Raw genomic sequence first — 24,582 nt, forward strand, 5'->3', positions numbered from 1 at the left:
AGGCAGATCTGTCAGCCCTGCCGGGCCTGGACGGCGATCGAGTCGAGCTCACACTCGGCGCGACAGCTTGGTGCGCCTCATGGCCTTGCTCAGCTGGAGGTGTCCGCCCAGGACGGCGGCGGAGTGGGCCAGCGTGGCGACCATGGAGCCGACCTGCCCGTGGCGGACGACCAGGTCGGTGAGCATCTCTTGAGCGGCGCCTTCGCGGTGGCCGGGGAGAGGGCCTCGATGCGAGTCATCGACCCTCGCCCACGATCTGGTTACCGGCGAGGGGTTTGAAGCCGGTCAGGCGCAGGCTGTTGGCGACCACGAACGCCGAGGAGAACGCCATCGCGGCCCCGGCGAGCATGGGGTTCAGCAGCCCGGCGGCGGCTAGGGGTAGGGCGGCGACGTTGTAGGCGAAGGCCCAGAACAGGTTGCCTTTGATGGTGCCCAGGGTGCGTCTGGCGAGCCGGATGGCGTCGGCTGCGGCGCGCAGGTCGCCACGGACCAGGGTCAGGTCGCTGGCCTCGATGGCAACATCGGTACCGGTCCCCATGGCGAGTCCGAGGTCGGCCTGGGCCAGCGCTGCGGCGTCGTTGACACCGTCGCCAACCATGGCCACGGTCCTGCCCTTGGCCTGGAGCCGCTTGACGACGCCCACCTTGTCGGCCGGCAGCACCTCTGCGATGACGTCGGCGGCGTCGATGCCGACCTCGGCCGCCACCGAGGCAGCCGCCGTGGCATTGTCGCCGGTCAGCAGCACTGGTCGGAGGCCGAGTCCCCGGAGCTGGACGATGGCGTCCGCCGACGTCGCCTTGATCGCGTCGGCGACCACGATGACCCCACGGGCCTTTCCGTCCCAGCCCACGGCCACCGCGGTGCCGCCGCGTGCCTGGGCATCGGTCATGGCGCGTTCGAGCTCGACGGTGAGGTGCTGGGACCATTCCTGGAGCAGGCGCGGTCTACCGACAAGGACAGCGTGGCTGACCGCCCGGCCACCGGATGGCGTGCCGCCGACGATGCCCTGGACGCCGAGGCCTTCGACGTTGGCGAAGTCCTCCAGTGTGGGCAGGGTGCCGACGCGGTTGCGGGCGCCGGTAGCGATGGCCTGGGCGATGGGGTGCTCGGAGGCGTCTTCGAGGGCGCCGGCCAGGGCCAGAACCTGGTCGGGGTCCTCGCCGTTGGCGACGATGACGTCGGTCAGGGTCATCCGGCCGGTGGTGACGGTGCCGGTCTTGTCCAAGACGACGGTGTCGACCTTGCGAGTGGATTCGAGGACCTCGGGGCCTTTGATCAGGATGCCGAGCTGCGCGCCGCGACCGGTGCCCACCATCAGCGCGGTCGGGGTCGCAAGTCCGAGGGCGCAGGGGCAGGCGATGATCAGGACGGCGACAGTGGCGGTGAAGGCCGCAGCGAGGCCGCCGCCGGCGCCGAGCCAGAACCCGAGGGTACCGATGGCGATGGCGATCACGACGGGGACGAAGATCCCCGAGACCCGGTCCGCGAGCCGCTGGACATCGGCCTTGCCGTTCTGGGCGTCTTCGACGAGGCGGGCCATCTGGGAGAGCTGGGTGTCGGCGCCGACCCGGGTGGCGCGGACGACCAGACGGCCGCCGGCGTTGACGGTGGCCCCGACCACTGCGTCGCCGGATCCGACCTCGACGGGCACGGACTCTCCGGTCAGCATCGAGGCGTCGACGGCGGAGGAGCCCTGCTCGATGACGCCGTCGGTGGCGATCTTCTCCCCGGGCCGGACGACGAACCGGTCACCGACGCTGATCTGGTCGGTGGGGATGCGCTCTTCGACGGGTCCCTCCGCCGTGTCGCGTAGGACGGCGACGTCGCGGGCGCCGAGGTGGAGCAGGGCCTGCAGGGCGGCGCCTGCTCGGCGCTTGGACCGGGCCTCGAAGTAGCGACCGGCCAGGATGAACGTGGTGACACCGGCGGCGGCCTCGAGGTAGATGTTGCCGCTGCCGTCGGTCCGTTCGACGGTGAACTCGAAGGGGTGAGTCATCCCGGGGACGCCGGCGGTACCCCAGAACAGCGCGTACAGCGACCAGCCCAGCGCGGCGATGGTGCCGAGCGAGATCAGGGTGTCCATCGTGGTGGTGCCGTGGCGCAGGTTGGCCCAGGCGGCGCGGTGGAAGGGCCAGGCGGCCCAGACCACGACCGGGGCGGCGAGGGTCAGGGAGAACCACTGCCAGTAGGTGAACTGGAACGCCGGCACCATCGCCACAGCGATGACCGGGATGGTCAGCAGAGCCGATGCGATCAGCCGCTGACGCAGGGAGCGGGTCGGGTCGACCGCGTCCCCCTCACCTCCGGCGGACGCCTCCCCCGTGCCCTTCGGCTTTAGCAGGGCGGCCTGGTAGCCAGCCGCCTCGACGGCACCAACGAGATCGTCGGAGGAAACCGAGGGGTCGTAGGTGACCTTTGCCTTCTCGGTGGCGTAGTTGACTGTCGCGGTCACGCCGTCCAGCTTGTTGAGCTTGCGCTCGATCCGGTTGGCGCAGGAGGCGCAGGTCATCCCGCTGATCTCGAGCTCAATGGCGCTGGTGTCAGATGTCGAACTCTGAGGTTCGGTTACGGAACTCACTGTTCCTCCTTCGGTAGGTGACTCTGCAATGACCTGTCGCGAGGTTCTCGCCGGGTGTTGAGCTAGTGGACGTGCTCGCCGTCGTTGCCGGTGTTGGTCTCAGGCGCCGGGGAAGCAGAGTGATCTCCGCGTCGCTTCCCGGCGTCGGGGTCCCGGCCGGGTTGACGGTGTAGCGGGCGGGGAGCCGACGGGTCCGACGGCGTTGCCGATCCCGTAGGTGGCGCCAAAGACTCCGGCGAGCCCGCCGACGAATGCGCCGACAGTGGTCGGGGTGTTCATGCGATCTGGTACCCGGCGTCCTCGACCGCGGCCTTCACGGCTTCGGCAGAGACGGGCTGGTCGCTCGTGACGGCGACGGCGCCGCTGGCCAGGTCGACCTGGACGTCCTCGACGCCCGGGATCTCGGACACTTCTTCGGTGACCGAGGCGACGCAGTGGGCGCAGGTCATGCCGACGACGGTGTAGGTGGTGGTCTCTCTCATAGCTCTGGTCAGCCCTTCTCGGCGTGAGATCCGGGTTTGGAGGTGACGGGGACTTCAATGCGATCCCCGTGGCCTTCAGGCTGCTAACGCGTTCTGTCCGGCCGCTGTCTGCTGCCTTGCCGACCGGACTTTCACCCGCCGAGCTGTCGGCGAAGGTCGACGGCGCCGGCTGGCGCAGGTGGTGGGGTGGGTAGGGGTGGAGTTGATCTGGGTGACGTCGAGGCGGCGTAGTTCGATCTCGAAGCCGTTGCGGGCGGCTGTGCCACGTTTCCCGCCAGAGAGGCGGGTGGTGTAGACCATGCTGTTGTCGGTCAGTGTGGAGGCTGGGACCCCGTGGTGGGCGACGGTCTTGCGGGACTCGGCCAGCACGATCGGGCCGGTGATTCGGTGGTGGGCGGTGACGCGCCGGGCTAGCGGGAGCGGTCATCGAGCCAGGACAGGATCTCGGTGTCGTTGCCCGGTCGGCCGTCAGGTGAGTGAGCCGGTAGTGGGTGACCTCGGACTGCCAGCACTCGTTGGGTTGCTCGGCGGCGAAGGTCAGGAACGCCGACTTGGGTTTCTTCTTCGGTTCGGGTGTGCCAGGCCGCGGTCGTTGAGGTAGCGGCTGAGGGCCGCCGCCGAGATGATGACCTGGTAGTGATGCTCGAGGTGCCAGGCGACGGTGTGCGGGCCGGCATCGAGCCCGGACCCGGCCAGAGTTCCTTGCGTAGCCGCACGATCTGTTCGACGACGTGGTCCGGGATCGCGGTTCGCGGTCGGTGAGGACTTAGGCCGTCGGGACCGAGGCCCGAACGCGGCCTCGCCCTCGACCTTGTAGCGGGTCAGGAGCTTGGAGACCAACCCCTTCGACACCCGACACATGATCAAGGCCCGCCAACCCGGGCAAAAGACCAGGTCAGCGGCCACTTCTGCTAGAGCCAGAGTCGCCCGTTCTCTCTACACCGCTCGGAGCTCTATCTCGTTCCGGGCGTGGACGGTAGCGCTGTCGGCCGGTCGAGCCCCAGAGCATCCAACGCCTGCTCCAGGACCTCGGCGGCCGATGCCATCGCGTCCAGCTCGGTGATCGGCCAGCCTGCCGACCGCATGGCCGTGAGCTCCTGTTCCCTCAATGCGCCCAGCTGATCTCGCGACCACGCCGCGATCCGCTCGGCGATGCTTCCGGTGGTGTGACCCGCGTCGCTGGCGATGCGTGCGTAGCGCTTCGCCCAGGCGTCACCGCGTTGGGCAAGCGCGCGTTCGGTCGCCGTCCGTACGTCACCGACCAGGTCCAGGAGGACGGGATCCATGTCGTCTGCGAGCTCGCGTACGTCCAGGCAGAGTCGCGTGAGCCGACCGTGGTCCCGCATCGCCCACGGAAGGTCGGCCGCCATGCCTGCGCAGTGCCAGTCGAGCACGCCCCAGGCGCTCGTGGCCCGGAAGCCGTCGAAGATCCGCGCATACGTGGGCAGGAATCGCTCGGGTTTCGGAAACTCCCTGCTGCGGAAGGCTTCCGCGACGTCGGCGAAGTCGGCTCGGGTGAAGATCTGGTGCTCGCCGAACAGGTCGACGGTCGCACCTGCTTCCTCAAGTCTGCGTGCGAGCCCTTCGGCGAGGGTCGACTTGCCGATGCCCGCACAGGATCCGGAAAGCATGACCAGGCGCGGCCCCGTCCGGTCGCGGGTGTCGAACTCCGAGTTCATCCGGACACTGTGGCAAGACCAGACTCGATTCGTCACCAGGTTTGCAGCACGGGCGCCTCGTCGACGTAGGCACTGGACTGCAGCCTGCGGTCCAGGCGCTCAACTGGTCGTCGACGCAGTAGTCCTCGACGACATCGGAATCGAGCAGAGCACATGGCAGGCGGAACGTCATCCGGTGTGCCCCAGTTAGTCACGTACAGGTGCGCGTCGTAATAGCGCTCCATCAACTGGTTCGGATCACCGCGGAAGTTGCCCTCCCGATCATGTTCAGATGGTCTCCTCAAGCGTGCTCTCCCAACGGCCGCTGTCGAACCACCGAGTCTGCCCAGCGGCTGACCCGATAGCCCCCATGCCACAGAGGGGTTGATCGGTCGGTTCCTGGCTGGGCCAACCAGGCGAACTGAGCCAACCGGTCCAGCTCACTCCCCACAGCGAGTACTCTCGATCGCGATGGAGGAGAACAAGGCACGCCGCGTCGTCGACGCCCTGCGCGATCGTGGCACAGACGCCGACCTGGCCCGGGTTGGCCTCTACCAGTTCGGGGTCAGCGTCAAGCTCTCCGATGGTCGTGAGGCCACGTGGGACTCCGACGGCACGGCCGCGCTCGAAGCCCAGGTGATGCGCGATGGCGTACTGGTGGGGTACGTCCCGGCTATCGAAGGCTCCGAGACCTACACAGAGCAGCAGATCATCGACGCGATCCTCCGGACCGATTACGACAAGCCGATCGCCTCACAGCGGCCCACCGCGCCCCGGCCCGCCCCGCCCCTGCCCCGAAAAGGCGGGCTCTTCCGCCGGTTCATCGACGGCTTCCGGTACCGCTGAGGGAGAGGCAACTCGCCCTACGACGGTGGACGGTTGAGTGCCCAAGCCTGCAAACGCAGGGCCGCCGCGGAGTCACGAGCGTCACCCGACGTCCACTCACTGTCGGGCTTCGGCAGACCCCGGTCACGCGGCGGAGGGGATCACTCATGCGATCGATCGGTCATCCTGCGTCGATGCGGCGTGCTTTCCAGACCTCTTCGCTTGGCCACTGGTGTGCCCAGTCCAGGTCAACGTAGTCGAAGTCGGTCGGGGCGTTCTGCGCTGGCCGAACCTCTTGCAGGTCTTCGATGACAAAGCCGCACTGGCGTAGCAGCTGGATCATGGGACCGTGCGGCAGGTGAAAGGTAATGGCGCCGTTCGAATGCTCGATCCGGGACAGCCCGAACTGAGGTCGCCGGAGCACTCTGTCGGCTCGTCCCTCGTCGGGCATGCACAGGACGAGCAACTCCGAACTGCGCAGGAAGACCAGCTCACCACCGGGACGGAGAAGGCGAGCGGCCTCGGGAATCCACCTGTAGGGGTCACACCATGCAGCAGCGCCGTGCTCGCTTATGGCTAGGTCGAAGCTTGAGTCCGGATATGGAACCTGCTCAGCATTGCCATGCAGCAGCGGGAAATGGACGTTGAACTCATTCTGCATGGCGCGGGCGGCAGCCAGCTGTCGCTCAGAGTTGTCGATCCCGACGGGTTGCCCACCGGACCGGGCGATCCATGAGGAGACGTACGCCGTGCCGCAGCCGAGCTCGACCACGTCTTTGCCGGCGAGGTCGGAGGGAAGGAGGGGCAGGTCGGTCTGCGGTACCGCCCAGATACCCCAGTGTGGATCGGCGGCCCACTGCTTTCGCGCCCGCGCGGCGAACCCCGCGCTGAGCTCTGAATCCCACACCTCTCGGTTGCGACGCGCGTGCTCCGGCAACTCGTCGGCACCTCGGTCAGCCATACGGTCAACCCCATCGTGGGGACTTGCTGACAGCAACCGGTTTACCTGCTGATCAGCTTTTCGCACGGCCCTGGGACGTCTGCATACCGCCGTGCGGTTGCCGTCGTGAGCGCGAGTTACGTGCAGAACGGATGGAACAACTCGAGGTCGCGCTCGAGTCTGGCGATGCGCTGGAACCCCCAGGTGTCCACGCCTGGCCGATCTGTCTCGCCCAGGACGCGAGCCGCCATGTCGCGCAACGCTCGCGCCAGGAGGGCGTACTCGATGTGATCCAGGTCGAGGTCGCGAGCGCCGTACTCAGCGAGGAACGACTCCGTGTTCGTGCTTTCCGCCGCGATCCACAGGTCGTGTTCCCGAGGACCGAGGACGGCCTGTTCCCAGTCCAGCATGGCCACGACCTCGCCGTCGTCGACGATGAGGTTGGAGCCGCCGAAATCCCGGTGGCAGACAACGCGCTGCACGGCCTTCAGGCTCGCTCGGTCGATCGTTCGTTCCAGTCGGAGGATGCTGTCGGCCACTTCGCTGCGGCGATCCCTGATCCACCGATGATCGAGCCGCTCTCTCAGCTGCCAGACCTCCGGTTCGTCCATCGTGGTTCGCGGCAGGCGGATGCCGTCGACTTCGTGGACACGTCTCAGAGCCCGTGCCGTCTCGCGCCAATCATCACCGTGACACGTCCGCCCCTGGACGAACGGGAAGAGCGCGTACGGCCTCGCACCCAACGTTGCGTAGAGCTCGCCGGTGACGGTTGGAACCGGCGCTGGTACGGGCAGGCCAGCAGCGCCGAGATCGTTCAGTACGTCCAGACGGGCGGGCGGCGCACTGCCTCGCCACATCTTGACGAACCACAAGCCGTCGGCGACCCAGCAGTCGCTCTCGAACCCACCGGGATGCGGGTGGAGTTCAGTGACGAGGAGCCCGTAGTCGCGCGCAAGGTCCGGCGGCTGAGTATGCATCGGCGGCGGGAGGGTCACGACACCATGGTAGGAAGGTGCACCTGTCCGGCCGGAAACCATCTGTCGAGTTCCTGGTGGGTTCGCCCCACCTGTGCTGCACCGATATGCCCCGGTGCGGTGCGTGGTCCTCGCCGCTCTCGGACCACGGGTGCGGCAGGCCGTACGTCGAGAGGCCCTACCTCGGCCTTCGCAACTCCGTTCGGCATCTGAGTCCGCGCGCGGGTTTGCGAGGACGGCGAACCGGCTGGCACGCTGCCCGTCATGGCGACGATTCGATGGGGCATCATCGGCTGCGGCGATGTCACCGAGGTCAAGAGCGGGCCGGCCTTCCAGCGGGCCGACAACTCCTCCCTGGTCGCGGTGATGCGCAGGACCGGCTCACTCGCCGAGGACTACGCCCGGCGGCACGGCGTACCGCGGTGGCATGACGACGCGGACGCGATCATCCACGCCGACGACATCGACGCGGTGTACGTCGCCACCCACCCCAACTCCCATCGCGAGTACGTCCTGCGCTGCGCCGCAGCCGGCAAGCCCGTCTACGTCGAGAAGCCCATGGCCATCGACCACGAGGAATGCGTGGACATGATCGCGGCATGCCGGTCGGCGGGCGTACCGCTGTGGGTGGGCTACTACCGGCGGGAGCTGCCGCGGTTCACCGCGGTCGAGAAACTCCTGGGAGAAGGCGTGATCGGTGAGATCCATGCCGTACGCACCGAACGGTATGCCCGGCCCTCCGGCTCCACCGCAGGTCCGGCGCCGTGGCAGCTGGATCCGACACTGTCCAAGGGCGGGGTGTTCTTCGACAGCGCGTGCCACACGCTGGACTTCCTCGACCTGCTCTTCGGCCCTGTCGTCGAGGTCAGCGGCGAGACCGCCAACCGGCGCCGGGCAAACGACGTGGTGGACACGATCTGCGCGACGTTCCGGTACGAGAGCGGGGTCCTTGGCAGCGGGCTGTGGTGCTACGCCTCCGACGGTGACGAGGACACGACCGTGATCGTCGGTTCGAAGGGTCAGCTGGCCTTCTCGACCTCGAGGCCGGCCCCGGTCCGGCTGACCTGCGACGGCGAGCAGCGGGAGCTACCGATCGGGGACCCTCCGCACGTCCACCAGCCGCTCGTGCAGACGATCGTGGACGAGCTGAACGGTACGGGCCGGTGCCGGAGCACGGGGGAGACCGGCGCGCGCACGGCGTGGGTGATGGACCAGCTGCTCGGCCGCCGGAGTTGCGCCTGAGGATTCCCCGTTAGGCGATTCGGCGGGCCAGGCGGGTGTCCAGCGGCACCCCGGCGTCCGGGTGCAGGATCGCGGCAAGCGCCTCCACCCCGTCGACCAGTCGCGGGCCGGGTCGCGCGAAAGAGGCGTTCGCGTCCACGGCCCACACCGCCAGCCCCGGTGGCAGCCGCCCGCTGGTGACGACGGCCTCCGCCAGCGGTACGGACCCGGCGAGATCGAACCCGCAGGGCGCGCACACGACCACCTCCGGAGCGGACGCCGCGACCTCCTGCCAGGTGATGCGTTCGGACCGCTTCCCTGCCGTCCCGATGACCGGTGTCCCGCCTGCGGTGGTGACCATCTCGGGCACCCAGTGCCCCGGCGCGAACGGCGGATCGGTCCACTCGAGAACCATCGTCGGGACGGGCGGCCGGTCGCGTACGGCTGTCGCTACGGCGTCGAGGCGGGTGCGGAGTCCGGCGAGGAGGCGGACCGCCGCCGCCTCACACCTCACCGCGCGGCCGAGAAGGGTGACCGAGTTGAGCACCTGACCGAGGTCCTGCGGGTCGAGGGTGAGGACGTCGGCGCGGCAGCCGAGGTAGGCCAGGGCGTCGTCGACGACGGAGACGTCGACCGCACACACCGCGCACAGGTCCTGCGTCACCACGAGGTCGGCGTCGAGGTCGCGCAACACTCCCTCGTCGAGGTGGTAGAGGTCCTCGCCGGCCGCCATCCGCGCCGACACCAGGGCGTCGATCTCCGCCGGTGGCAGCCCTTCCGGCAGTGCGCTGGTCGAGACCACCCGGCGGGTCCGGGCCTCCGGCGGGTGGTCGCATTCGAACGTCACACCCACCACGTCGTCGCCGGCGCCGAGGGCGAACAGGATCTCCGTCGCCGACGGCAGCAACGACACGACCCTCATGCCGGACTCTGGGCTCCCCACTCTCTCGACGCTACGCCACGTCGGGCCGGCTTCCGGCTGGTCCTCAGGCTGAGGTTGCCGAGCGCCGTCCAGTACGGCTCGACGGTCCAGACAGGCCCGCTCTCGTCGTCGGCCAGAATGCGCTTCTCCGCGGGCGGGCGGTCCGGCCAGGTGGTCGGCCGGGCCAACCGCCGTTGGGGACCCCATCCGCAGGTCTCGGCGCGGACGAAGCAGTCCCAGACGCCCGCGTCGAGCGGCCGGCCCAGCTTCGCGGTACGCGCGTCGAGCCGCGCTGTGGCCCGCAGCCGGATGCGTTCGACGGCACCATCTCCGTCGGGGACGAGGTGGCTGCGGGTCGGCAGCGGGTAGGCGCCCCTGTCCCCACGGTTCTGTACGTAGACGTCGAGACGGCTGTCCGCGATCACGTCGGTCACGTCGTACGCGTCGTCGGGCAGCATGGTCCGCAGGCGGCACGGCGGGATCCAGAGCAGCCGACCACCAGCCCGCCGGAGGGTCACCGGCCGGCCGTCCGCGTACGCCAGGCGGGCGCTCGCCCGCACGACGAGGTCCGTCCCGTCCCAGTCGAGACCGTCGAGGGCCGCGACGATGGTGAGTCCGCGTTCCGCGGCCGCCAGCCTGGTGATGGCGCCGTACGCACCGGCTCGCAACAACCGCGACCGCACCCGCATCGACACCGGCAGGAACCTGTCGACGCCGACGGCAAAGCGTTCGTCGGCCAGCCGGCGGATCTCGCGATGGTGGACATAGCGGCTCCACCGCAGCGGGAGGTTGGCGAGCGAGGGCCCGGCGACGAGGCGGAGCATCTTGGCGTGGTACCACGACGCGTACATCCGGTCCCGATCGTCGCCCGGCGAGGTGTGCGCGTCGACGATGTCCAGGACCTCGCGCAACGCCTGGTAGTACGCCACCGGGTCGAAGTGGCGCGCGGAGTGGTGGGCACGGCGCGGCAGCTTGACCCAGTGGCAGCACACGTCGTCGGCGAGCACGCTGATCGTCCTCGCCAGGAAGTACGCACGCACGACCATCCGGTGGTCCTCCAACCAGGCCGGACCCTCGGGGAACCGCAGGCCATGCTCGCGCAGGAAGGCCGTTCGGAACAGCTTGTGCGGTGTGAGGAAGCCGAGAAGCCGGTCGGCCAGGATGTCGGCGCGGTCGCGTGAGCGGGTGAACATGCTTGCCGGCACGCCTCTGCCGCCGTGGCCGACGACCTTGCCGATGACGATGTCGGAGCCGCAGCGGACCGCCATGGCGTGCAGTCGTTCGAGGGCATTCGGGGCGAGCCAGTCGTCCTGGTCGAGGAAGTAGACGTACTCCCCGCGGGCGTTGTCGGCGCCGACGTTGCGCGGCCTGCCCGGGCCGCCGCTCCCGCTGAGGTGCAGGACGCGAATGTGGGCGTGCTCGGCAGCGAGACCGTCGAGACGTTGCGACGTTCCGTCGGTCGACCCGTCGTCGACGAACACCACGTCGTACGCATGCGGCGCGAGCGTCTGCCCGAGAACGGACTGCAGGCACGCGTCCAGACAGGTACGCGCGTTGAAGACCGGCACGACAACGGTGACCTTCACATCCCCCGACATGGACGATGAACTACCCCGGGTGGCATCCGGCAACCCACCCTCGACGCTCCGTGTCCCGGCGAGGAAGCCAGGCGGCCGGCGGTACGCCAGACTGAGTGCATGACGAGCACTGACGAGAATGGCACCGCGGTGACGTTCGGAGTCGTGGGCCTCGACCACGGCCACGTGGTCAGCCTGGTCCTCGGACTGCTGGGCGCGGGCGCTGAGTGCGCGGGCTACTGGAGCGAGACCGACACCCCCTGGACCGACGTCGTCGCCCAACAGGCACCGCACCTCCCGCGGGTCTCCGAGTCTGCCGAGCTGCTGGAGAACCCTGACATCGACCTGATCGTCACCGCGGCCGTACCGGCGCGCCGTGCCGAGATCGCCGTCGAAGCGTTGCGGCACGGCAAGGACGTCGTGGCCGACAAGCCGGGAGCGATCACCCTCGACCAGCTGGCGCAGGTCCGCGCCGCCGTCGCCGAGAGCGGTCGGTTCTGGTCGGTGGCCTTCTCCGAACGCACGGCATCGCGGGCCACGCTCCACGCCCGGCGACTGATCGAGGACGGCGCGATCGGGCGGGTCGTCCAGACCCTTGGACTCGGCCCCCACCACCTGCGTCCGCAGACCCGGCCGGCATGGACCTTCGACCCCGCGCTGGCCGGCGGGATCCTCGCCGACCTCGCCTCCCATCAGGTCGACCAGTTCCTGTACCTCACCGGTTCGACGTCGGCGGAGGTCGTCTCGTCGTCGGTCGGCAACTTCGCACATCCCGACCGGCCGGGGTTCGAGGACTTCGGCGAGATGCTCCTGCGCAGTGACCACGCGCAGGGTTACGCCCGCGTCGACTGGTACACGCCGGACGGCCTCGGCGCCTGGGGCGACGTCCGGCTCACGATCCTGGGAACCGAGGGCTACATCGAGATCCGCAAGAACATCGACCTCGGCGGCGCCCGCGAAGGTGGCGACCATCTCTTCCTGGTCGACGGCAAGGGCACGCGTCACCTGGAGAGCTTCGACGTCGAACTGCCCTACTTCCGCGCTGTCGTCGACGATGTCCGGCACCGCCGCACGCCGTTGACCGCGATCCCGCAGGACCTGGTTCTCACGGCGACCGAGCTCGCGCTCACGGCCCAGCGCGACGCCGCCAGGTTGGGGAACCTCCGGTGAAGCGCCGCCTCCGGGTCGCGATCATCGGCGCGGGAGTCGGTGCCGAGCATCTGGTCGGTTACCTGCTGAATCCGCGTGCGTACGACGTCACCACGATCTGCGACCTCGACCGGCAGCGCGGCGAGGGCCTCGCGGGCATGGTGTCGACGGCGCGATCGGCGACGGACGTCGACCAGGTCCTGTCCGATCCCGGGATCGACCTGGTGTCGGTGTGCACCCCGCCCTTCACCCATCTCGACCTTGCCCTGCGCGCGCTCGAGGCGGGCAAGCATGTGGTCGTCGAGAAACCCGTCGCGGCGTCGCCGGCCGAGGTCGACCAGCTCGCGGCCGCGGGGACGGCGGCGGGGCGGGTGGTGGTCCCGGTGTTCCAGTACCGCTTCGCGCGGGGGCCGCGGCTGCTGCGGCGGCTGATCGCCGCTGACCTGGCGGGCCCACCGGTCGCCGCGTCGCTCGAGGTGCACTGGGACCGCGGCGCCGACTACTACGCGGTGCCATGGCGGGGCCGGCGGGAGACCGAGCTCGGTGGAACGGTGATGAGCCACCTGATCCATGCCCATGACCTGCTGACCTACCTCGCGGGCCCGGTCGTCCGCGTCCAGGCCGAGGTCGCGACGCTCGTCCATCAGGTCGAGGTCGAGGACACCGCCGCGGTGACGATGCGCCTCGAAAACGGCGCTCTCGCGTCGTCATCGGCGACGATCGGCGCGGCGGGCAACACCAGTCGCTACCGGTTCGTCTTCGCCGGCCTCACCGCACAGAGCGGTGCGGCACCCTATGCGCCGGGCGAGGACCCCTGGACCTTCACGGCACGCGATCCCGCCCGGCAAGGTGAGCTTGACGCCCTCGTCAAGACAGGTGACCGTCCCCGCCGGAACGGCTTCGCGGGCTTGTTCGAGGCGCTTGCGCCAGCCCTGTCCGGCCATGCGGACCCACCGGTGAGCCTTGTCGACGCGCATGCAGCGATCTCACTTGCCGCGGCGATCTACCACTCCGCGCGGACATCCTCGGGCGTCGATCTGCCGTTGTCGCCGGACCATCCTGCGTACCAGACTCGAGGCGAGTGACACCGGGAAGCCGTGGATCGCCTCGGCCCCTCAGCGGGCGGCCCAGTCCGTGACCCGACGCACGGCGCCGACGGCGTCCGGTGCGCCTTCACCCCGCAGCAGCGCACGCAGGTTCGCGATGAGGGCGTGGGCAATCCGATCCTGGCTCTGCCGGGTGATCCCCGCGACATGGGGTGACAGGACGAGGTTCGGCGCGTCGTCCAGCGGTCCGGGACCTGGTGGCTCGGTGGCGCGGACGTCGAGCGCGGCACCCGCGAGTTGGCGACGGTGAAGCGCCGAGGCGAGCGCTTCCTCGTCGACGGCCTCACCGCGCCCGACGTTGACCAGGAGGCAGGTCGGACGCAGCCGCGCCAGCAGATCCTCACCGACGATCCCGCGGGTGCTGTCATCAGCGGGAAGGTGGACGCTCAGGACGTCGGCGGTCGCGGCGACATCGGCGAGGTCGCAGAGTTCGATGCCGGCCCGCTCCGCCGTAGCGGAGTCGATGAACGGATCGTACGCACGAATGCGCATGTCCAGCCCTCGGGCGAGCCGGGCAACTGCCCGGGCGGTGGCTCCCGCGCCCAGCAGCCCCCAGACGCCGCCGCCGATTTCGCTGCCCGGCGTACGTTCCCACCGTCCGTCCCGGATCGAGGCGTCATGTCGGACGAGGTCACGGGCGAGGCAGAGGGCGAGCGCGAGTGTGTGTTCGGCGACGCTCTGTGCGTTCGCCGAACGGGGCGAGACGACGACGACTCCCCGCGCGTCGGCGGCGTCGAGGTCGATGTTGTCCAGCCCGACACCGGCCCGTAGCAGGACCCGCAGGTGGGGTGCGCTGTCCATCAGGGCGGCGTCGATCCGGGTCCGGTTGCGGATCGCGAGCGCCCGTGCGGCCCTGGACGCGAAGCGGAGCGCGTCTCGGTCGGACCAGGCGTCCGGGCGGCGCAACACCGGATGTTCGGCCGCGAAGGCGTCGAAGGGCTCGCCCCAGACGTCCTCGACGACGGCCAGGGCGTAGTCGGGTGGTGGCATCCTCACCTGCGCTAGATGTTGACCGCGACGTAGCGGGTCTGCTGGAACTCCTCCAGGCCGTGTGGGCCGCCTTCGCGGCCGAGGCCGCTCTGCTTGACGCCGCCCAGGGGTGCGTACGCCACCGAAGGCAAGGGTGTGTTGACGCCGACGATTCCGGCCTCGAGACATTCCGGTATCCGCTCGGCCCGGCCGAGGTCGCGGGTGTAGACGTAGGCCGCGAGGCCCACCTCGGTCGCGTTCGCGCGGGCGAGCAGGTCCTCGTCGCTTTCGAACCCGAAGACCCCTGCCACCGGGCCGAAGACCTCGGAGCGCGCGAGAGCCACGTGGTCGGGTACGTCGACGAGGAGCGCCGGTGGGGCGTAGGTCCCGGACCGGGGGAGCGGGAAGTCGTGCCTGGTCGTGCGCCGCGCACCTGCACTCAGCGCCTCGTCGACGATCCCGTTGACGGCGTTGACGCGGGCCTCGTCGATCAGCGGCCCCAGGGTGGGAGCCGGAGTGCCCAGCGGGTCGCCGACGGTCAGCTCGTCGATCGCGGCGGTGAGCCGGTCGACGAACTCCGCACGGACCCGGTCGTGAACGAAGAACCGGTTGGCCGCGATGCAGGACTGCCCGTTGTTCCTGAACTTCGCCACCATCGCCCCCGCCACCGCCTGGTCGAGGTCGGCGTCGTCGAAGACCACGAACGGCGCGTCCCCACCGAGTTCGAGGGCGGGACGCACGATGCGCTCCGAGGCGAGTCGCATGACCCGGCGCCCGACCTCGGTCGATCCGGTGAAGGAGACCACGCGGACGGCGGGGTGCGCCAGCAGAGCCTCGGTGATCTCCGCCGCCGCACCGTGGACGAGGTTCACCACGCCAGGTGGGAATCCGGCGGCGTCGAGGCAGCGGAACATCTTCGCGACGGCGAGCGGTGCCTTCTCCGACGGGCGCGACACCACTGTGCATCCAGCGGCAAGGGCGGGAGCGACCTTGCGGGCCTGGATGGAGACAGGGAAGTTCCAGGGGGTCAGGCACGCGACGACGCCAGCGGGACGGCGGAATGTGCGCTGCCGACGGTCCGGTGCCTCGGGAGTCAGGACCTCGCCCTGCGGGTCGCGGGCTCGCTCGGCGAAGTAGCGGAAGTACTCCGCGGCGAACCGGATCTCGGCGACCGCCTCGGCCGGCAGCTTGCCGGTCTCGAGGCAGAGCAGCCGCCCGATCGGCTCGGCGTCCGCGTGCAGGAACTCGGCGCACCGGGCGAGGACCTCGGCCCGTTCGCGTCCCGTCGTACGACTCCATGATCCGAACGCATCGGCGGCGGCGTCGCCGGCGGCACGGGCTTCGCGTGCGCCGCCGTAGCCGATCGTGGCCACCACCGATCCGTCGGCGGGGTTGCGCACCTCACGCGGGTCGGGTGAGTCGGTCCACCTGCCCGCGATCAGGGTCTTCTCGGCATCGCGTGCCGGAGTGGTCGCTGCCGTCACCATGGCTCGGACTCCTGACCCCAGAGGTCTGACCTAACTGCGAAGGGAGCGTAGGTGATCGGGTCCGCTCCGGTCAAAGTGCTCAGATCATGGATTGACGCGCGCCAGCCCACGCGACCATAGTGTCCAGAGGACTGACCACTGATCGAGGAAGAGGTTCTCATCGATTCCGGCGAGCGGACGGTCCGCACAGGCCCTGCCCGGGTTGTTCCCGGTCTCGCGGTCACCGCGCTCGCGATCGCCGTCGCCGCGGCGGTGAACCGGTTGCTTCCTGCGGTGAGTGCACTCATCATCGCCTTGGCGCTCGGCGTCCTCCTGGCGAACAGTCCATGGAACCGACCGGCCCTCCACCCCGGCACCCGGCTCGCGTCACGGCGACTCCTGCGCGCGGGTGTCGTCCTGCTCGGACTCCAGCTCTCGATCGTCGACCTCGCGCGGCTCGGCGGCCCTGTGCTGGTCGTCGTGGTGGCGACCGTGGGTGCCACGTTCGCGTTCACCTGGTGGGCGGGCGTCCGCCTGGGAGTCGGTGAAGGCCAGTCACTCCTCGTGGCGGCCGGATTCGCGGTCTGCGGGGCCTCAGCCGTGGCCGCCATGGACCGCGTGGCCGACAACGACGACGAGGATGTCGCCGCGGCCGTCGCCCTCGTCACGATCTTCGGGACGGTGTGCATCGTCGCGCTGCCTCTCCTGCGCGAACCGCTGGGCCTCGCCGCCGTGGCGTACGGCCAGTGGGTGGGCGTGAGTGTCCACGAGGTCGCCCAGGTGGTGGCGGCTGCGGCTCCGGCTGGGCCTGCGGCGGGCACCGCCGCGCTCGTCGTCAAGCTCACCCGGGTCGCGATGTTGGCCCCACTTGTCGCCGGAACCTCGCTCCTGCTCCGCAGGAGGCGGCGTACCCACGGGGCCACGGCTCGGCGGCATGAGCACGTTGTCCCGTTGTTCGTGATCGGCTTCCTGGCGATGGCGGCGCTCCGGAGCACGGGAGTGGTACCGACGGAGGTGTTGAACGCGGCCCGTCCCGCCTCGATGCTGCTGCTCACGGCGGCACTGTTCGGTCTGGGGACAGGCGTCAAGTTCGGCAACCTACGAGCGGCTGCACCGATCTCACTCGCCCTCGGGGCGGTGTCCACCACGTTCGCCGCGGTGGTGGGCCTGGTCGGGATCCTGCTGGTCACCTGAGTCGGACGGCTGCGGCGGAGCTCCGCCGGTCACCACTCGGCGATGCGGCCGTCGGGATGGCGCCAGTCGGGATCAGCGACCCGCCAGTCGTTTTCCCGCGTACGCACGAGATCGGCGTCGAGCTCGATCCCGAGCCCCGGTGCCGCCGGCACTGTCAAGGCACCGTTGACGGGGGTCAGCGCGCTTGCGTCGACGAGATAGTCACCGAGCTCACCGGCCGGCCTCCCGGCCGCGTCGCGGTGGTAGTGGAGTCCGAGGCTCTGCTCGTGCATCGGTACGTTGAGACAGGCGCTCGCCACCTGGAGGGAGGCCGCCAACGAGACGGGCCCGTTGGGGCAGTGCGGTACCACCGGCAGGTCGTACGCCTCCGCCATCCGGCAGATCTTCTCCAGCTCGAAGAGTCCGGTGAGTGACACGTCCGCCTGCAGGATGTCGACACCGCCGATGTCGAGGAGCTTGCGGAAGTCCCACCGGGACAGCAGCCGTTCACCGGTGGCGATCCTGGTGCGGCCCGCCACCCGCGCGAGGTCGGGCAGCAGGTCCTCGTGGCCCGGCGCGAGCGGTTCCTCGACCCAGAGCACCCGGAACTGTTCGAGCTCGAGCAGCAGGGGGCGGGCCATCGCCCGGTGTACCCGACCGTGGAAGTCGAGCGCGATGTCGAGTTGGTCGCCGAACGTGTCCCGCAGCGCCGCCACGCGGGCGACCACGGCATCGACGTCCGCCGTGCTCGCCACATGGTCCAGCTCCTCGGTGGCGTTCAGCTTCACGACCCGAAAGCCCTGCTCCAGCCGCGACCTCGCACCCTCCACGACGTCGCGCGGCCGGTCGCCGCCGATCCATGCGTACACCGGGATGTGGTCGCGGACGCGGCCGCCGAGGAGCTCGTGGACGGGAACGCCGAGCCGGCGTGCCTTGACGTCCCACAGTGCCTGCTCGACGGCCGCGGTCGCGGTCGCGAGCACCGGCCCGCCGCGGAAGAACCCGCCGCGGCGCATGCGGTGCCAGAGTTCCTCGATTCGGTTGGCATCGGCGCCGTCGAGGTTCGCGGCGAGGTCGGCCAGCGCGCCGAGCACGGCGTTCCGGCGTTTGGGGACGATCGCCTCCCCCCATCCGACGCCGCCGTCGTCGGTCGTGAGCCGTACGAAGATCCACCGCGGTGGTACGCAGAACGGCCGGACCTCGGTGACGCGCATCAGGTCTCCGAAGCGGTCGCGCCGGGAGACACGACGTGCCGGGTGGACACGGGTGCCGTCGCCGTGCGGGGATCGGTGGGAAGCACCTTCTCGACCTGTATGTCCCGCCGTCGGCTCAGCCGGCGACCACCGTCGACCGCGAGTACCGCGCCGGTGATGAACGACGCGGCGTCGGAGGCGAGGTAGGCGATCGCGTCGGCTACTTCGTCGACGGTGCCGGAACGCCCGAGCAGGCTGGGAGGCGGAGGGCCGTCCGCCCAGCCCGTGCCACCCAGCTTCGTTCGTGCCGACGGGCTGTCCACCACGCCGGGCGCGACCTCGTTGACCCTGATCTGATGGTCACCGAGTTCGACGGCCAGTGCGTACGTCAGCGCGGTGAGCGCCCCCTTGGACGCGACATAGGCCGCGTGGCCGGGCAGGGGCAACCCTTCCTGGACGCTTCCGACGTTGACGATCGACGCCGTACGACGAGGGTCGTTCGTACGCCCGAGGTCGATGAGGCGCCGCGCCATCGCCCGACAGAGCGCCGACGCGGCCACCACGTTGACAGCCAGGACACGCACCCAGTCAGCGTCCTGGCTGTCGAGCAGACCGCCCGGGGGATACGCCGCGGCGCAGTTGACGAGTGTGTCGACGGCGTCGTACGGCGCCCGGTCGGCGATGTCACGGGCGAGCCGGTCGACTTCGGTGCTGTCAGCGAGGTCGACGATGCGAGGCTCGATCCGCGCGCGGACCGGTTCGGGGAGATCGTCGGAGAGGCGCATCACCTCGGGCGAGACGTCGACGGCCCACACGCGGGCGCCACGCAGAGCGAACAGTCGCGCGGTCGCCCGGCCGATGCCGATGCCCGCGCCGGTGACCACGGCGCGCCGCCCGGCGAGGTCGAGATCCGCGGACGGACGGCCGGCTCCCTCGCCCGGCTGGTCCGGCTGGTCCGGCTGGTCCGGTGGGCCCACGTCGTCAGGACTCGGCGCGGGCCTGGTCGGTGGCCATCCGGGCCAGTGCGGCCCCACGAGCACTGCGGACGTGTGCCCGTGCCGCGCGCCCGGCCGCTGTCGCGTTGCCGGTCGTCAGGGATTCGAGAATCTTCTGATGTTCGCGCCGTGACTTCTCCCGTCGGCCGGGAATGAGCAGCGTGGTCTCCATGCCCGACAGCAGGATGTCGTGGAGGACGTTGCTGGTCTGCTGCAGGAACTGGTTGCCCGCCGAGCGCGCAATGCCGAGATGAAACGCCGCGTCGAGGTTGGCGAGACGTTCGAAGTCCGGTGTCTCCTCGCCGAAAGCCGCGTCCAGCTCGTCGAGGGTGGTCCGCAGGTCGCTGAGCTCTTCGGGCGTGATCCGCTCCGCGGCCCAGCTCGCCGCCGGAACCTCGAGGACCTCCCGCATGGCGAAGAGTTCGTGGAGGTTGACCTCTGCACGGTGGAGCGCGGCCCGCAGATCCTTGCCGGACTGGGGCTCGGCCACGAACACGCCCTGGCCATGCTTGACCACGAGCCGGCCGCGGGCCTGCAGGATCCGGACCGCCTCGCGCAGTGAGGGCCGACTCACTCCGAGCAGTTGGGCCATCTCGCGTTCGGGGGGTAACCGGTCGCCGACCTTGAGTCGCTCGTCGCGCAGCAGCAGTTCGACCTGGGCGACGATGCGTTCAGAAAGGCTGCCTTGTTGTGCAACAGGTTGCCACATCCGCTGGCCCTCCTCGCTTCGAGCACCGTCCCGGGCACTGCCGACGCGTCAACCGCGGCGACCGCCCGATCGCGATGCTATGGCTCAGCCCATCCTACAAATGCGCAGACCACTGTGGACTGACCTTCCATTCCGTTGACCGTGCGAAGTCCAGTCGTCTAACCTCTTACCACTTCTGGACCACCTGTGCCGAAAGCCGAGCCGGTCTGAAGTCCGACTGAGCCCTGGTGAGACCTGATTCCTGGTGTGAGAAGGGAAGCCGGATGGCGAGGGGTTCGTTCACGTCCACCACTGCAGGACTGAGCCGGCGCCGACTGCTGGCGGGAACTGGCGGCATCGTGGCGGGAGCCGCGGTCGGCGCTCTGGCGGGGTGTGGTGACGCTGGAGGCGGCGGCGCCGGCTCTGGCGATGGTGGCGTGCCCGAGGCGGGAATGAAGATTCCGGATTCGAAGGTCGCCTTGCCGAAGGACGACGTGCAGTTCCGGTTGATGGACTCCAACGACACCAAGGCTCCCTTCTGGGAGGAGTTCTTCACCGCCTACCAGGAGAAGCACTCCAACATCGAGTGCACCTACGACGGACTTCCCTGGAACCGGATCGAGGAGGTCGCCCCTCTCGGTATCCGCAACGGCACCGCACACGACGTGCTGCAGCTTCCGCCGACGATTCCGCTGACCCAGGCGGTGGCCGAGGGCTGGGTGTCGCCGGTCGACGACCTGATCCCGGACTTCGACGCCTGGAAGGCGTCCTTTCCCGAAGGCACCTTCGTCGAAGGCGTCCAGGTCTTCGACGACAAGCTCTACTCCGTGCCGCTCGCGAGCGACCGCCGCTACATCTCGGCGCTCCACTACAGCACCGAGCTCATGGGCGACGCTGGGTACGACCCCCAGGCCAAACCGCTCACGTGGGACGACTACAGAGACGCGGCCAAGAAGATCACCAAGAATGGCAGGGGTCGTGCGTACGGACTCGTCCTCGAGATCGGGCAGCCGCCCCGCCTGACCGGCATCGTGCGCTACCTGGCGGTTTCGGCAGGGCTCGCGGCGGTCGGTGACTTCGACCCGAAGACGGGGGAGTACATCTACGACGCCGACGAGATCGCCGGGGCGATCGAGCTCCTGATGGCACTGCAGAGTGACGGCAGCATCTTCCCCGGATCGGCCACGCTGACCGCGCCCGAGTCATGGCCGCGGGTGGTACGGGGCAACGCCGGAACGGTTTTCGCGGGGCCGTGGGTCACCGTGGCGTGGAACACGCAGGAACCCGACTTCGAGTTCGGCGTCGCCGAGGTGCCGATGGACGGCTCGGATCCGAAACCGCAGGGCTACGCCCTCACCGGGACCGACGGCGTGGTCGTCTTCTCGAAGAGCAAGGTCAAGGAGGTCGCGGGCGACGTCCTGTCCTACGTCACGAGCATGGCCGGTCAGACGGCGTGGGGCAAGATCGTCGGTGTGGGAAACCCACCCATTCTCGAAGAGGCGAACAGGGCCATCGAGTCCGGTCTCAGCCGAGAGGCCACGATGTGCCAGAAGCTGGCAGCGGGCATGGTCGCCGCGCCCAACCTGCTGGTCGGCAACCCCGACATCGAGCTCGTCAACCGCGAGCTCAAGCCGCTGTCGCCGGACTTCGGTCAGATCATCCAGTCGGCGCTGGTCGGCAAGACACCCGACGTCAAGAAGGCCTTGCGCGACCTCAAGGACAGGGCAATGCGTACGCGGGACCAGGCGATCGCCGCAGCGGTGAAGAAGGGCGCGAAGGTCTCCACCGACGACTGGGCATTCCCCAACTGGGATCCGTTCAAGGACTACACGTCGGCGGACTACCAGGCGCGCTGACGCGGGGAGGCCAGGCGGCAGCGAAAGCGGAGGTTGACGTTGGCGGCACTCGGCCAGAGCCCGCGGCTCGGTCGGCTCGGGCCCGATCGAAGTGACGGTCCGCACGCTGGAACGCTGCGCGAACGCATCTGGGCGGCGCGCTGGTGCTACCTGTTCATGGCGCCGACCCTGCTGCTTGCCCTGCTCTTCACGTTCTATCCGCTGGTCGCGTCGTGGTACATCTCCTTCCTCGACTGGTCAGGTCTGGACTCGGACCGGGAATGGGTCGGCTTCGCCAACTACGTCGAGGCGGTTCGGGATCCCTACTTCTGGCAGGCGTTCGGCCGGACCTTCGCGTTCGCGGCGGTGACGGTTCCCGGCACGATCATCCTCGCGCTCTTCGCCGCGCTGTTGCTCAACGACCAGTCGCTGCGGATGCGGGCGGTGTTCCGGACGATGTTCTTCCTGCCGGTCGTGACGACGACGGCCATCGTCGGCATCGTCATGTCGCTCGTGCTGAATCCGTTCGACGGTCCGCTCAACGCCGCCCTGTTGACGCTCGGGCTCATCGACGCTCCCGTCGACTTCCTCGGTGACCCGGACCTGTCGTTGTGGGCGGTCGCGGGTGTCTATGTCTGGAAGTGGATGGGGATCTCGATGATCTACTGGTTGGTCGCGTTGCAGACCGTGCCACCGGAGTTGTACGAAGCCGCCCAGGTCGACGGTGCCTCGCGGTCGAAGGTCCATCGGCACATCACCATTCCGCTGATCATGCCGTTCGCGATCATCATCACACTGATCGGATTCGTCGGTGCGTTACAGACCTTCCCGCTGGTGCAGGCGATGACCGGAGGTGGGCCGGCGTTCTCGACCGAGCTCGTCGAGGTCTACATCTTCCGCCTGGCGTTCGCCGCGGAACACCAACCCCGCCTGGGATACGCGTCGGCGGTCGCGGTCTTCTTCGGCCTCACGGTCCTTGCGCTCACGCTCGCCCAGGCATGGGGGCTGCGCCGGGCAGCGGCGACCCAACGCGAGTTGAGGAGTGGGCGCCGGTGACCGCTGTCCCGCAGGTCGCGACCCGTGCGCTCGACGCGCCCGAGCCGGGGCCGACATCACCACGACGGAGACGACGGGGCTACGTCCGCGAGGTCGTCGTCACCCTCGTCCTCCTGCCGGTGTGCCTGGTCTGGATCTATCCGTTCCTGTGGATGGTCAGCGCCTCGCTGAAGACCGACAACGAGATCTTCGGGACCGTCGGCCTGATCCCGGAGGAGATCCAGTGGGACAACTACACGCGGGCGTGGTACGAAGCCAACATCGGGCCGTACTTCTGGAACACGGTCGTCATCACGGTCGCCTCCATCGCCATCGTGACCGTGACGACGGCGATGATCGGCTACGTACTCGGCCGCTACAGCTTTCCTGGCAAGAAGGTCCTGGTCATCGCATTCGTCGCGACGCTGTTCCTGCCGGAGGGCTACACCATCATCCCGGTGTTCGAGCTGATCAACCGGCTCGGACTGTCCGGCTCGATCTGGGGAATCATCCTGGCTGAGTCCGGCGGCGCCCACGTCATCATGGTCTTCCTTTTCGCCGGCTACTTCCGCCAGCTGCCGAAGGAGCTGGAGGAGGCCGCACGGATCGACGGCGCGGGATTCTTCCGGATCTTCTGGCAGGTCATGCTTCCGCTCGCCAAGCCGGCGATCGCCACCGCCATCATCCTGTCGCTGATGCGGGTCTGGAACAGCTTCCTCATCCCGCTTGTCCTCACACTGGCCAGGCCGGAGCTGCGGACCCTCGCCGTCGGCGTCTATTCGTTCCAGGGGGAGAACATGACCGACTGGTCGGGAATGGCGGCGGCGTCGACGATCAGCCTGCTGCCCATCGTCGTCATCTTCCTACTCCTGCAGCGCTACTTCGTCGAAGGAGTCGCCGGCGCCGTGCGCGGTTGACGTAGGAGTGTCGAGAGGATCGAGGGAGCCGCGACATGGCGCCGATGCCGCAAAGCCCACCAAATAACGAAAAATCATCGGTTGTTGGCTGGCAGGAAATGTCGGGACCTCATTAGGGACTGACACGCCTTGACGCTCACCTGCGCTGCGGCGTTGACTTCTAGACGCGCCGTAGGTCCGCGGCGACGTGACACGGTGGCACTGGCATCCGTTGCCTCGCTTGCAGCAGGCCTACGGGTAAAGGGTTTTCCCGTACGTGTGGAGGCGAAGCCATGTTCGTCATCGGTTTGGTTCTTCTCGTCGTTGCTGCCATCGTCGCGGTGGTCGGTGTCGTGACGAATCTCGGTTCCGCGGCAGCGATGACCGGCGATTTCACCATCTTTGGCTTTTCCGTGGGCGCTTACACCGGCTGGCTGTTCCTGTTCGGTGTCGTCGTGGGTGCGGTGGGGCTGATCGGGCTCGGGATCATGGTCCGCAGCCTCGCCAGGCAGCGGACGCGGCGTCGCGAACTCCGGGGCAGGCGTCGCGAGGCGAAGGAGTTCCGGGAGCGGGAGGAGAAGCTCTCCGGTGAGCTCGAGAAAGAACGCGCCGAGCGCGAACGGCTCGAGGCCGCATCCGGCACGGCTGGCGCCGCCGGCGCGGACACGGGCCGTGGCACCGGTGAAGGGGCGGAGAGAGGCGACACCGGGGAAGCGGGCGCAGACAGGCCCGCCGCCGAGGGTCCGCCGAGGCAGCGGACCGCGGGCGAGGAGGCCGGCGGTCTGCGTGAACGGCTCGGCTTCGGACACCGGACGAAGAAGTAGCTCCGGGCCAGCTGCCACCCGGCGAGCATGGTCGCGGTAGGCCCCGACGGCTCCGTCGGCATCGCCGCTCGTCGGC

23 protein-coding genes are annotated in these 24,582 nt (G+C 69.1%); 9 read left to right on the forward strand and 14 right to left on the reverse strand.

Annotation, left to right across the window (positions count from 1 at the left end; translation table 11 throughout):
- Positions 1-48 precede the first annotated feature (48 nt).
- The 5 genes from ABN034_RS14740 to ABN034_RS14760 all read right to left on the reverse strand — a co-directional run bounded on the left by ABN034_RS14740 (position 49) and on the right by ABN034_RS14760 (position 4,739).
- Positions 49-186, reverse strand: a complete 138-nt coding sequence (locus ABN034_RS14740; protein WP_349691571.1) for a hypothetical protein — start codon at positions 184-186, stop codon at positions 49-51.
- A gap of 49 nt (positions 187-235) precedes the next feature.
- Positions 236-2,509, reverse strand: coding sequence for a heavy metal translocating P-type ATPase (locus ABN034_RS14745; protein WP_502879052.1), 2,274 nt, complete (start codon positions 2,507-2,509; stop codon positions 236-238).
- A gap of 344 nt (positions 2,510-2,853) precedes the next feature.
- Entirely contained in the window at positions 2,854-3,060 is a 207-nt protein-coding gene (locus ABN034_RS14750) for a heavy-metal-associated domain-containing protein (protein ID WP_349691573.1), read from the reverse strand.
- 75 nt (positions 3,061-3,135) lie between these two features.
- Positions 3,136-3,429 carry a hypothetical protein gene (locus tag ABN034_RS14755; RefSeq protein WP_349691574.1) on the reverse strand — a complete coding sequence of 98 codons (294 nt, stop codon included), beginning with the start codon at positions 3,427-3,429 and terminating at the stop codon, positions 3,136-3,138.
- Between the two features lie 584 nt (positions 3,430-4,013).
- Entirely contained in the window at positions 4,014-4,739 is a 726-nt protein-coding gene (locus ABN034_RS14760; RefSeq protein ID WP_349691575.1) for a P-loop NTPase family protein, read from the reverse strand.
- A gap of 450 nt (positions 4,740-5,189) precedes the next feature.
- On the opposite strand from ABN034_RS14760, the gene ABN034_RS14765 reads away from it, so the two are divergent.
- Positions 5,190-5,564, forward strand: a complete 375-nt coding sequence (locus ABN034_RS14765; RefSeq protein ID WP_349328748.1) for a hypothetical protein — start codon at positions 5,190-5,192, stop codon at positions 5,562-5,564.
- Between the two features lie 160 nt (positions 5,565-5,724).
- On the opposite strand, the gene ABN034_RS14770 is transcribed toward ABN034_RS14765, so the two are convergent.
- Positions 5,725-6,504: a class I SAM-dependent methyltransferase gene (locus ABN034_RS14770; protein WP_349691576.1), complete on the reverse strand. Its 780-nt coding sequence runs from the start codon at positions 6,502-6,504 to the stop codon at positions 5,725-5,727.
- Positions 6,505-6,620: 116 nt separating this feature from the next.
- Positions 6,621-7,478, reverse strand: coding sequence for a phosphotransferase enzyme family protein (locus tag ABN034_RS14775; protein WP_349691577.1), 858 nt, complete (start codon positions 7,476-7,478; stop codon positions 6,621-6,623).
- Between the two features lie 243 nt (positions 7,479-7,721).
- On the opposite strand from ABN034_RS14775, the gene ABN034_RS14780 reads away from it, so the two are divergent.
- On the forward strand, positions 7,722-8,699 hold the full coding sequence (locus ABN034_RS14780) for a Gfo/Idh/MocA family protein (RefSeq protein ID WP_349691578.1): 978 nt from the start codon (positions 7,722-7,724) through the stop codon (positions 8,697-8,699).
- Between the two features lie 10 nt (positions 8,700-8,709).
- Here ABN034_RS14780 and ABN034_RS14785 read toward each other — a convergent pair whose 3' ends face one another.
- Together ABN034_RS14785 and ABN034_RS14790 are read right to left on the reverse strand one after the other, a co-directional pair.
- Positions 8,710-9,600, reverse strand: coding sequence for an ABC transporter substrate-binding protein (locus tag ABN034_RS14785; RefSeq protein WP_349691579.1), 891 nt, complete (start codon positions 9,598-9,600; stop codon positions 8,710-8,712).
- On the reverse strand, positions 9,597-11,198 hold the full coding sequence (locus ABN034_RS14790) for a glycosyltransferase family 2 protein (RefSeq protein ID WP_349691580.1): 1,602 nt from the start codon (positions 11,196-11,198) through the stop codon (positions 9,597-9,599). Before ABN034_RS14790 ends, ABN034_RS14785 begins: the two co-directional genes overlap by 4 nt.
- Positions 11,199-11,297: 99 nt before the next feature.
- Between ABN034_RS14790 and ABN034_RS14795 the strand changes: the two genes are divergently transcribed.
- Positions 11,298-12,347 (forward strand): Gfo/Idh/MocA family protein, encoded by a 1,050-nt coding sequence (locus ABN034_RS14795; protein WP_349691581.1) that lies wholly within the window; start codon positions 11,298-11,300, stop codon positions 12,345-12,347.
- Positions 12,344-13,411 carry a Gfo/Idh/MocA family protein gene (locus ABN034_RS14800; RefSeq protein ID WP_349691582.1) on the forward strand — a complete coding sequence of 356 codons (1,068 nt, stop codon included), beginning with the start codon at positions 12,344-12,346 and terminating at the stop codon, positions 13,409-13,411. Before ABN034_RS14795 ends, ABN034_RS14800 begins: the two co-directional genes overlap by 4 nt.
- Before the next feature lie 30 nt (positions 13,412-13,441).
- On the opposite strand, the gene ABN034_RS14805 is transcribed toward ABN034_RS14800, so the two are convergent.
- Complete coding sequence (locus tag ABN034_RS14805; RefSeq protein ID WP_349691583.1) at positions 13,442-14,422, reverse strand: NAD(P)-dependent oxidoreductase; 981 nt, start codon at positions 14,420-14,422, stop codon at positions 13,442-13,444.
- Between the two features lie 11 nt (positions 14,423-14,433).
- Positions 14,434-15,888: an NAD-dependent succinate-semialdehyde dehydrogenase gene (locus ABN034_RS14810; RefSeq protein ID WP_349691584.1), complete on the reverse strand. Its 1,455-nt coding sequence runs from the start codon at positions 15,886-15,888 to the stop codon at positions 14,434-14,436.
- 159 nt (positions 15,889-16,047) lie between these two features.
- Between ABN034_RS14810 and ABN034_RS14815 the strand changes: the two genes are divergently transcribed.
- The gene (locus ABN034_RS14815) at positions 16,048-17,061 is read left to right on the forward strand and encodes a YeiH family protein (protein WP_349691790.1); all 1,014 of its coding nucleotides are present in this window, start codon (positions 16,048-16,050) and stop codon (positions 17,059-17,061) included.
- Between the two features lie 29 nt (positions 17,062-17,090).
- On the opposite strand, the gene dgoD is transcribed toward ABN034_RS14815, so the two are convergent.
- The 3 genes from dgoD to ABN034_RS14830 are packed head-to-tail and all read right to left on the reverse strand — an operon-like array spanning position 17,091 to position 19,937.
- Positions 17,091-18,254 carry a galactonate dehydratase gene (gene dgoD, locus ABN034_RS14820; RefSeq protein WP_349691585.1) on the reverse strand — a complete coding sequence of 388 codons (1,164 nt, stop codon included), beginning with the start codon at positions 18,252-18,254 and terminating at the stop codon, positions 17,091-17,093.
- The gene (locus ABN034_RS14825; RefSeq protein ID WP_349691586.1) at positions 18,254-19,210 is read right to left on the reverse strand and encodes an SDR family NAD(P)-dependent oxidoreductase; all 957 of its coding nucleotides are present in this window, start codon (positions 19,208-19,210) and stop codon (positions 18,254-18,256) included. The genes dgoD and ABN034_RS14825 overlap by 1 nt, the downstream gene beginning before the upstream one ends.
- 4 nt (positions 19,211-19,214) lie before the next feature.
- Positions 19,215-19,937, reverse strand: coding sequence for a FadR/GntR family transcriptional regulator (locus tag ABN034_RS14830; protein WP_349691587.1), 723 nt, complete (start codon positions 19,935-19,937; stop codon positions 19,215-19,217).
- A gap of 263 nt (positions 19,938-20,200) precedes the next feature.
- On the opposite strand from ABN034_RS14830, the gene ABN034_RS14835 reads away from it, so the two are divergent.
- The 4 genes from ABN034_RS14835 to ABN034_RS14850 all read left to right on the forward strand — a co-directional run bounded on the left by ABN034_RS14835 (position 20,201) and on the right by ABN034_RS14850 (position 24,506).
- Positions 20,201-21,772, forward strand: a complete 1,572-nt coding sequence (locus ABN034_RS14835; RefSeq protein WP_349691588.1) for an ABC transporter substrate-binding protein — start codon at positions 20,201-20,203, stop codon at positions 21,770-21,772.
- A gap of 39 nt (positions 21,773-21,811) precedes the next feature.
- A complete protein-coding gene (locus ABN034_RS14840; RefSeq protein WP_349691589.1) occupies positions 21,812-22,807 on the forward strand; it encodes a carbohydrate ABC transporter permease in 996 nt (331 codons plus the stop codon).
- Positions 22,804-23,703 carry a carbohydrate ABC transporter permease gene (locus ABN034_RS14845; RefSeq protein WP_349691590.1) on the forward strand — a complete coding sequence of 300 codons (900 nt, stop codon included), beginning with the start codon at positions 22,804-22,806 and terminating at the stop codon, positions 23,701-23,703. The genes ABN034_RS14840 and ABN034_RS14845 overlap by 4 nt, the downstream gene beginning before the upstream one ends.
- Before the next feature lie 272 nt (positions 23,704-23,975).
- Positions 23,976-24,506 carry a hypothetical protein gene (locus ABN034_RS14850; RefSeq protein WP_349691591.1) on the forward strand — a complete coding sequence of 177 codons (531 nt, stop codon included), beginning with the start codon at positions 23,976-23,978 and terminating at the stop codon, positions 24,504-24,506.
- The last annotated feature ends 76 nt before the right edge of the window (positions 24,507-24,582 follow it).

The sequence above is a fragment of the Actinopolymorpha sp. B11F2 genome, assembly GCF_040195635.1.
GTDB lineage: Bacteria > Actinomycetota > Actinomycetes > Propionibacteriales > Actinopolymorphaceae > Thermasporomyces.

Coding starts and splice junctions, on each gene's coding strand:
- ABN034_RS14770 (WP_349691576.1), bottom strand. CDS start 6,504: ATGGCTGACCGAGGTGCCGACGAGTTGCCGGAGCACGCGCGTCGCAAC.
- ABN034_RS14835 (WP_349691588.1), top strand. CDS start 20,201: ATGGCGAGGGGTTCGTTCACGTCCACCACTGCAGGACTGAGCCGGCGC.
- ABN034_RS14830 (WP_349691587.1), bottom strand. CDS start 19,937: ATGTGGCAACCTGTTGCACAACAAGGCAGCCTTTCTGAACGCATCGTC.
- ABN034_RS14750 (WP_349691573.1), bottom strand. CDS start 3,060: ATGAGAGAGACCACCACCTACACCGTCGTCGGCATGACCTGCGCCCAC.
- ABN034_RS14850 (WP_349691591.1), top strand. CDS start 23,976: ATGTTCGTCATCGGTTTGGTTCTTCTCGTCGTTGCTGCCATCGTCGCG.
- ABN034_RS14795 (WP_349691581.1), top strand. CDS start 11,298: ATGACGAGCACTGACGAGAATGGCACCGCGGTGACGTTCGGAGTCGTG.
- ABN034_RS14740 (WP_349691571.1), bottom strand. CDS start 186: ATGCTCACCGACCTGGTCGTCCGCCACGGGCAGGTCGGCTCCATGGTC.
- ABN034_RS14780 (WP_349691578.1), top strand. CDS start 7,722: ATGGCGACGATTCGATGGGGCATCATCGGCTGCGGCGATGTCACCGAG.
- ABN034_RS14760 (WP_349691575.1), bottom strand. CDS start 4,739: ATGAACTCGGAGTTCGACACCCGCGACCGGACGGGGCCGCGCCTGGTC.
- ABN034_RS14790 (WP_349691580.1), bottom strand. CDS start 11,198: ATGTCGGGGGATGTGAAGGTCACCGTTGTCGTGCCGGTCTTCAACGCG.
- ABN034_RS14765 (WP_349328748.1), top strand. CDS start 5,190: ATGGAGGAGAACAAGGCACGCCGCGTCGTCGACGCCCTGCGCGATCGT.
- ABN034_RS14805 (WP_349691583.1), bottom strand. CDS start 14,422: ATGCCACCACCCGACTACGCCCTGGCCGTCGTCGAGGACGTCTGGGGC.
- dgoD (WP_349691585.1), bottom strand. CDS start 18,254: ATGCGCGTCACCGAGGTCCGGCCGTTCTGCGTACCACCGCGGTGGATC.
- ABN034_RS14745 (WP_502879052.1), bottom strand. CDS start 2,509: ATGACCTGCGCCTCCTGCGCCAACCGGATCGAGCGCAAGCTCAACAAG.
- ABN034_RS14810 (WP_349691584.1), bottom strand. CDS start 15,888: ATGGTGACGGCAGCGACCACTCCGGCACGCGATGCCGAGAAGACCCTG.
- ABN034_RS14785 (WP_349691579.1), bottom strand. CDS start 9,600: ATGAGGGTCGTGTCGTTGCTGCCGTCGGCGACGGAGATCCTGTTCGCC.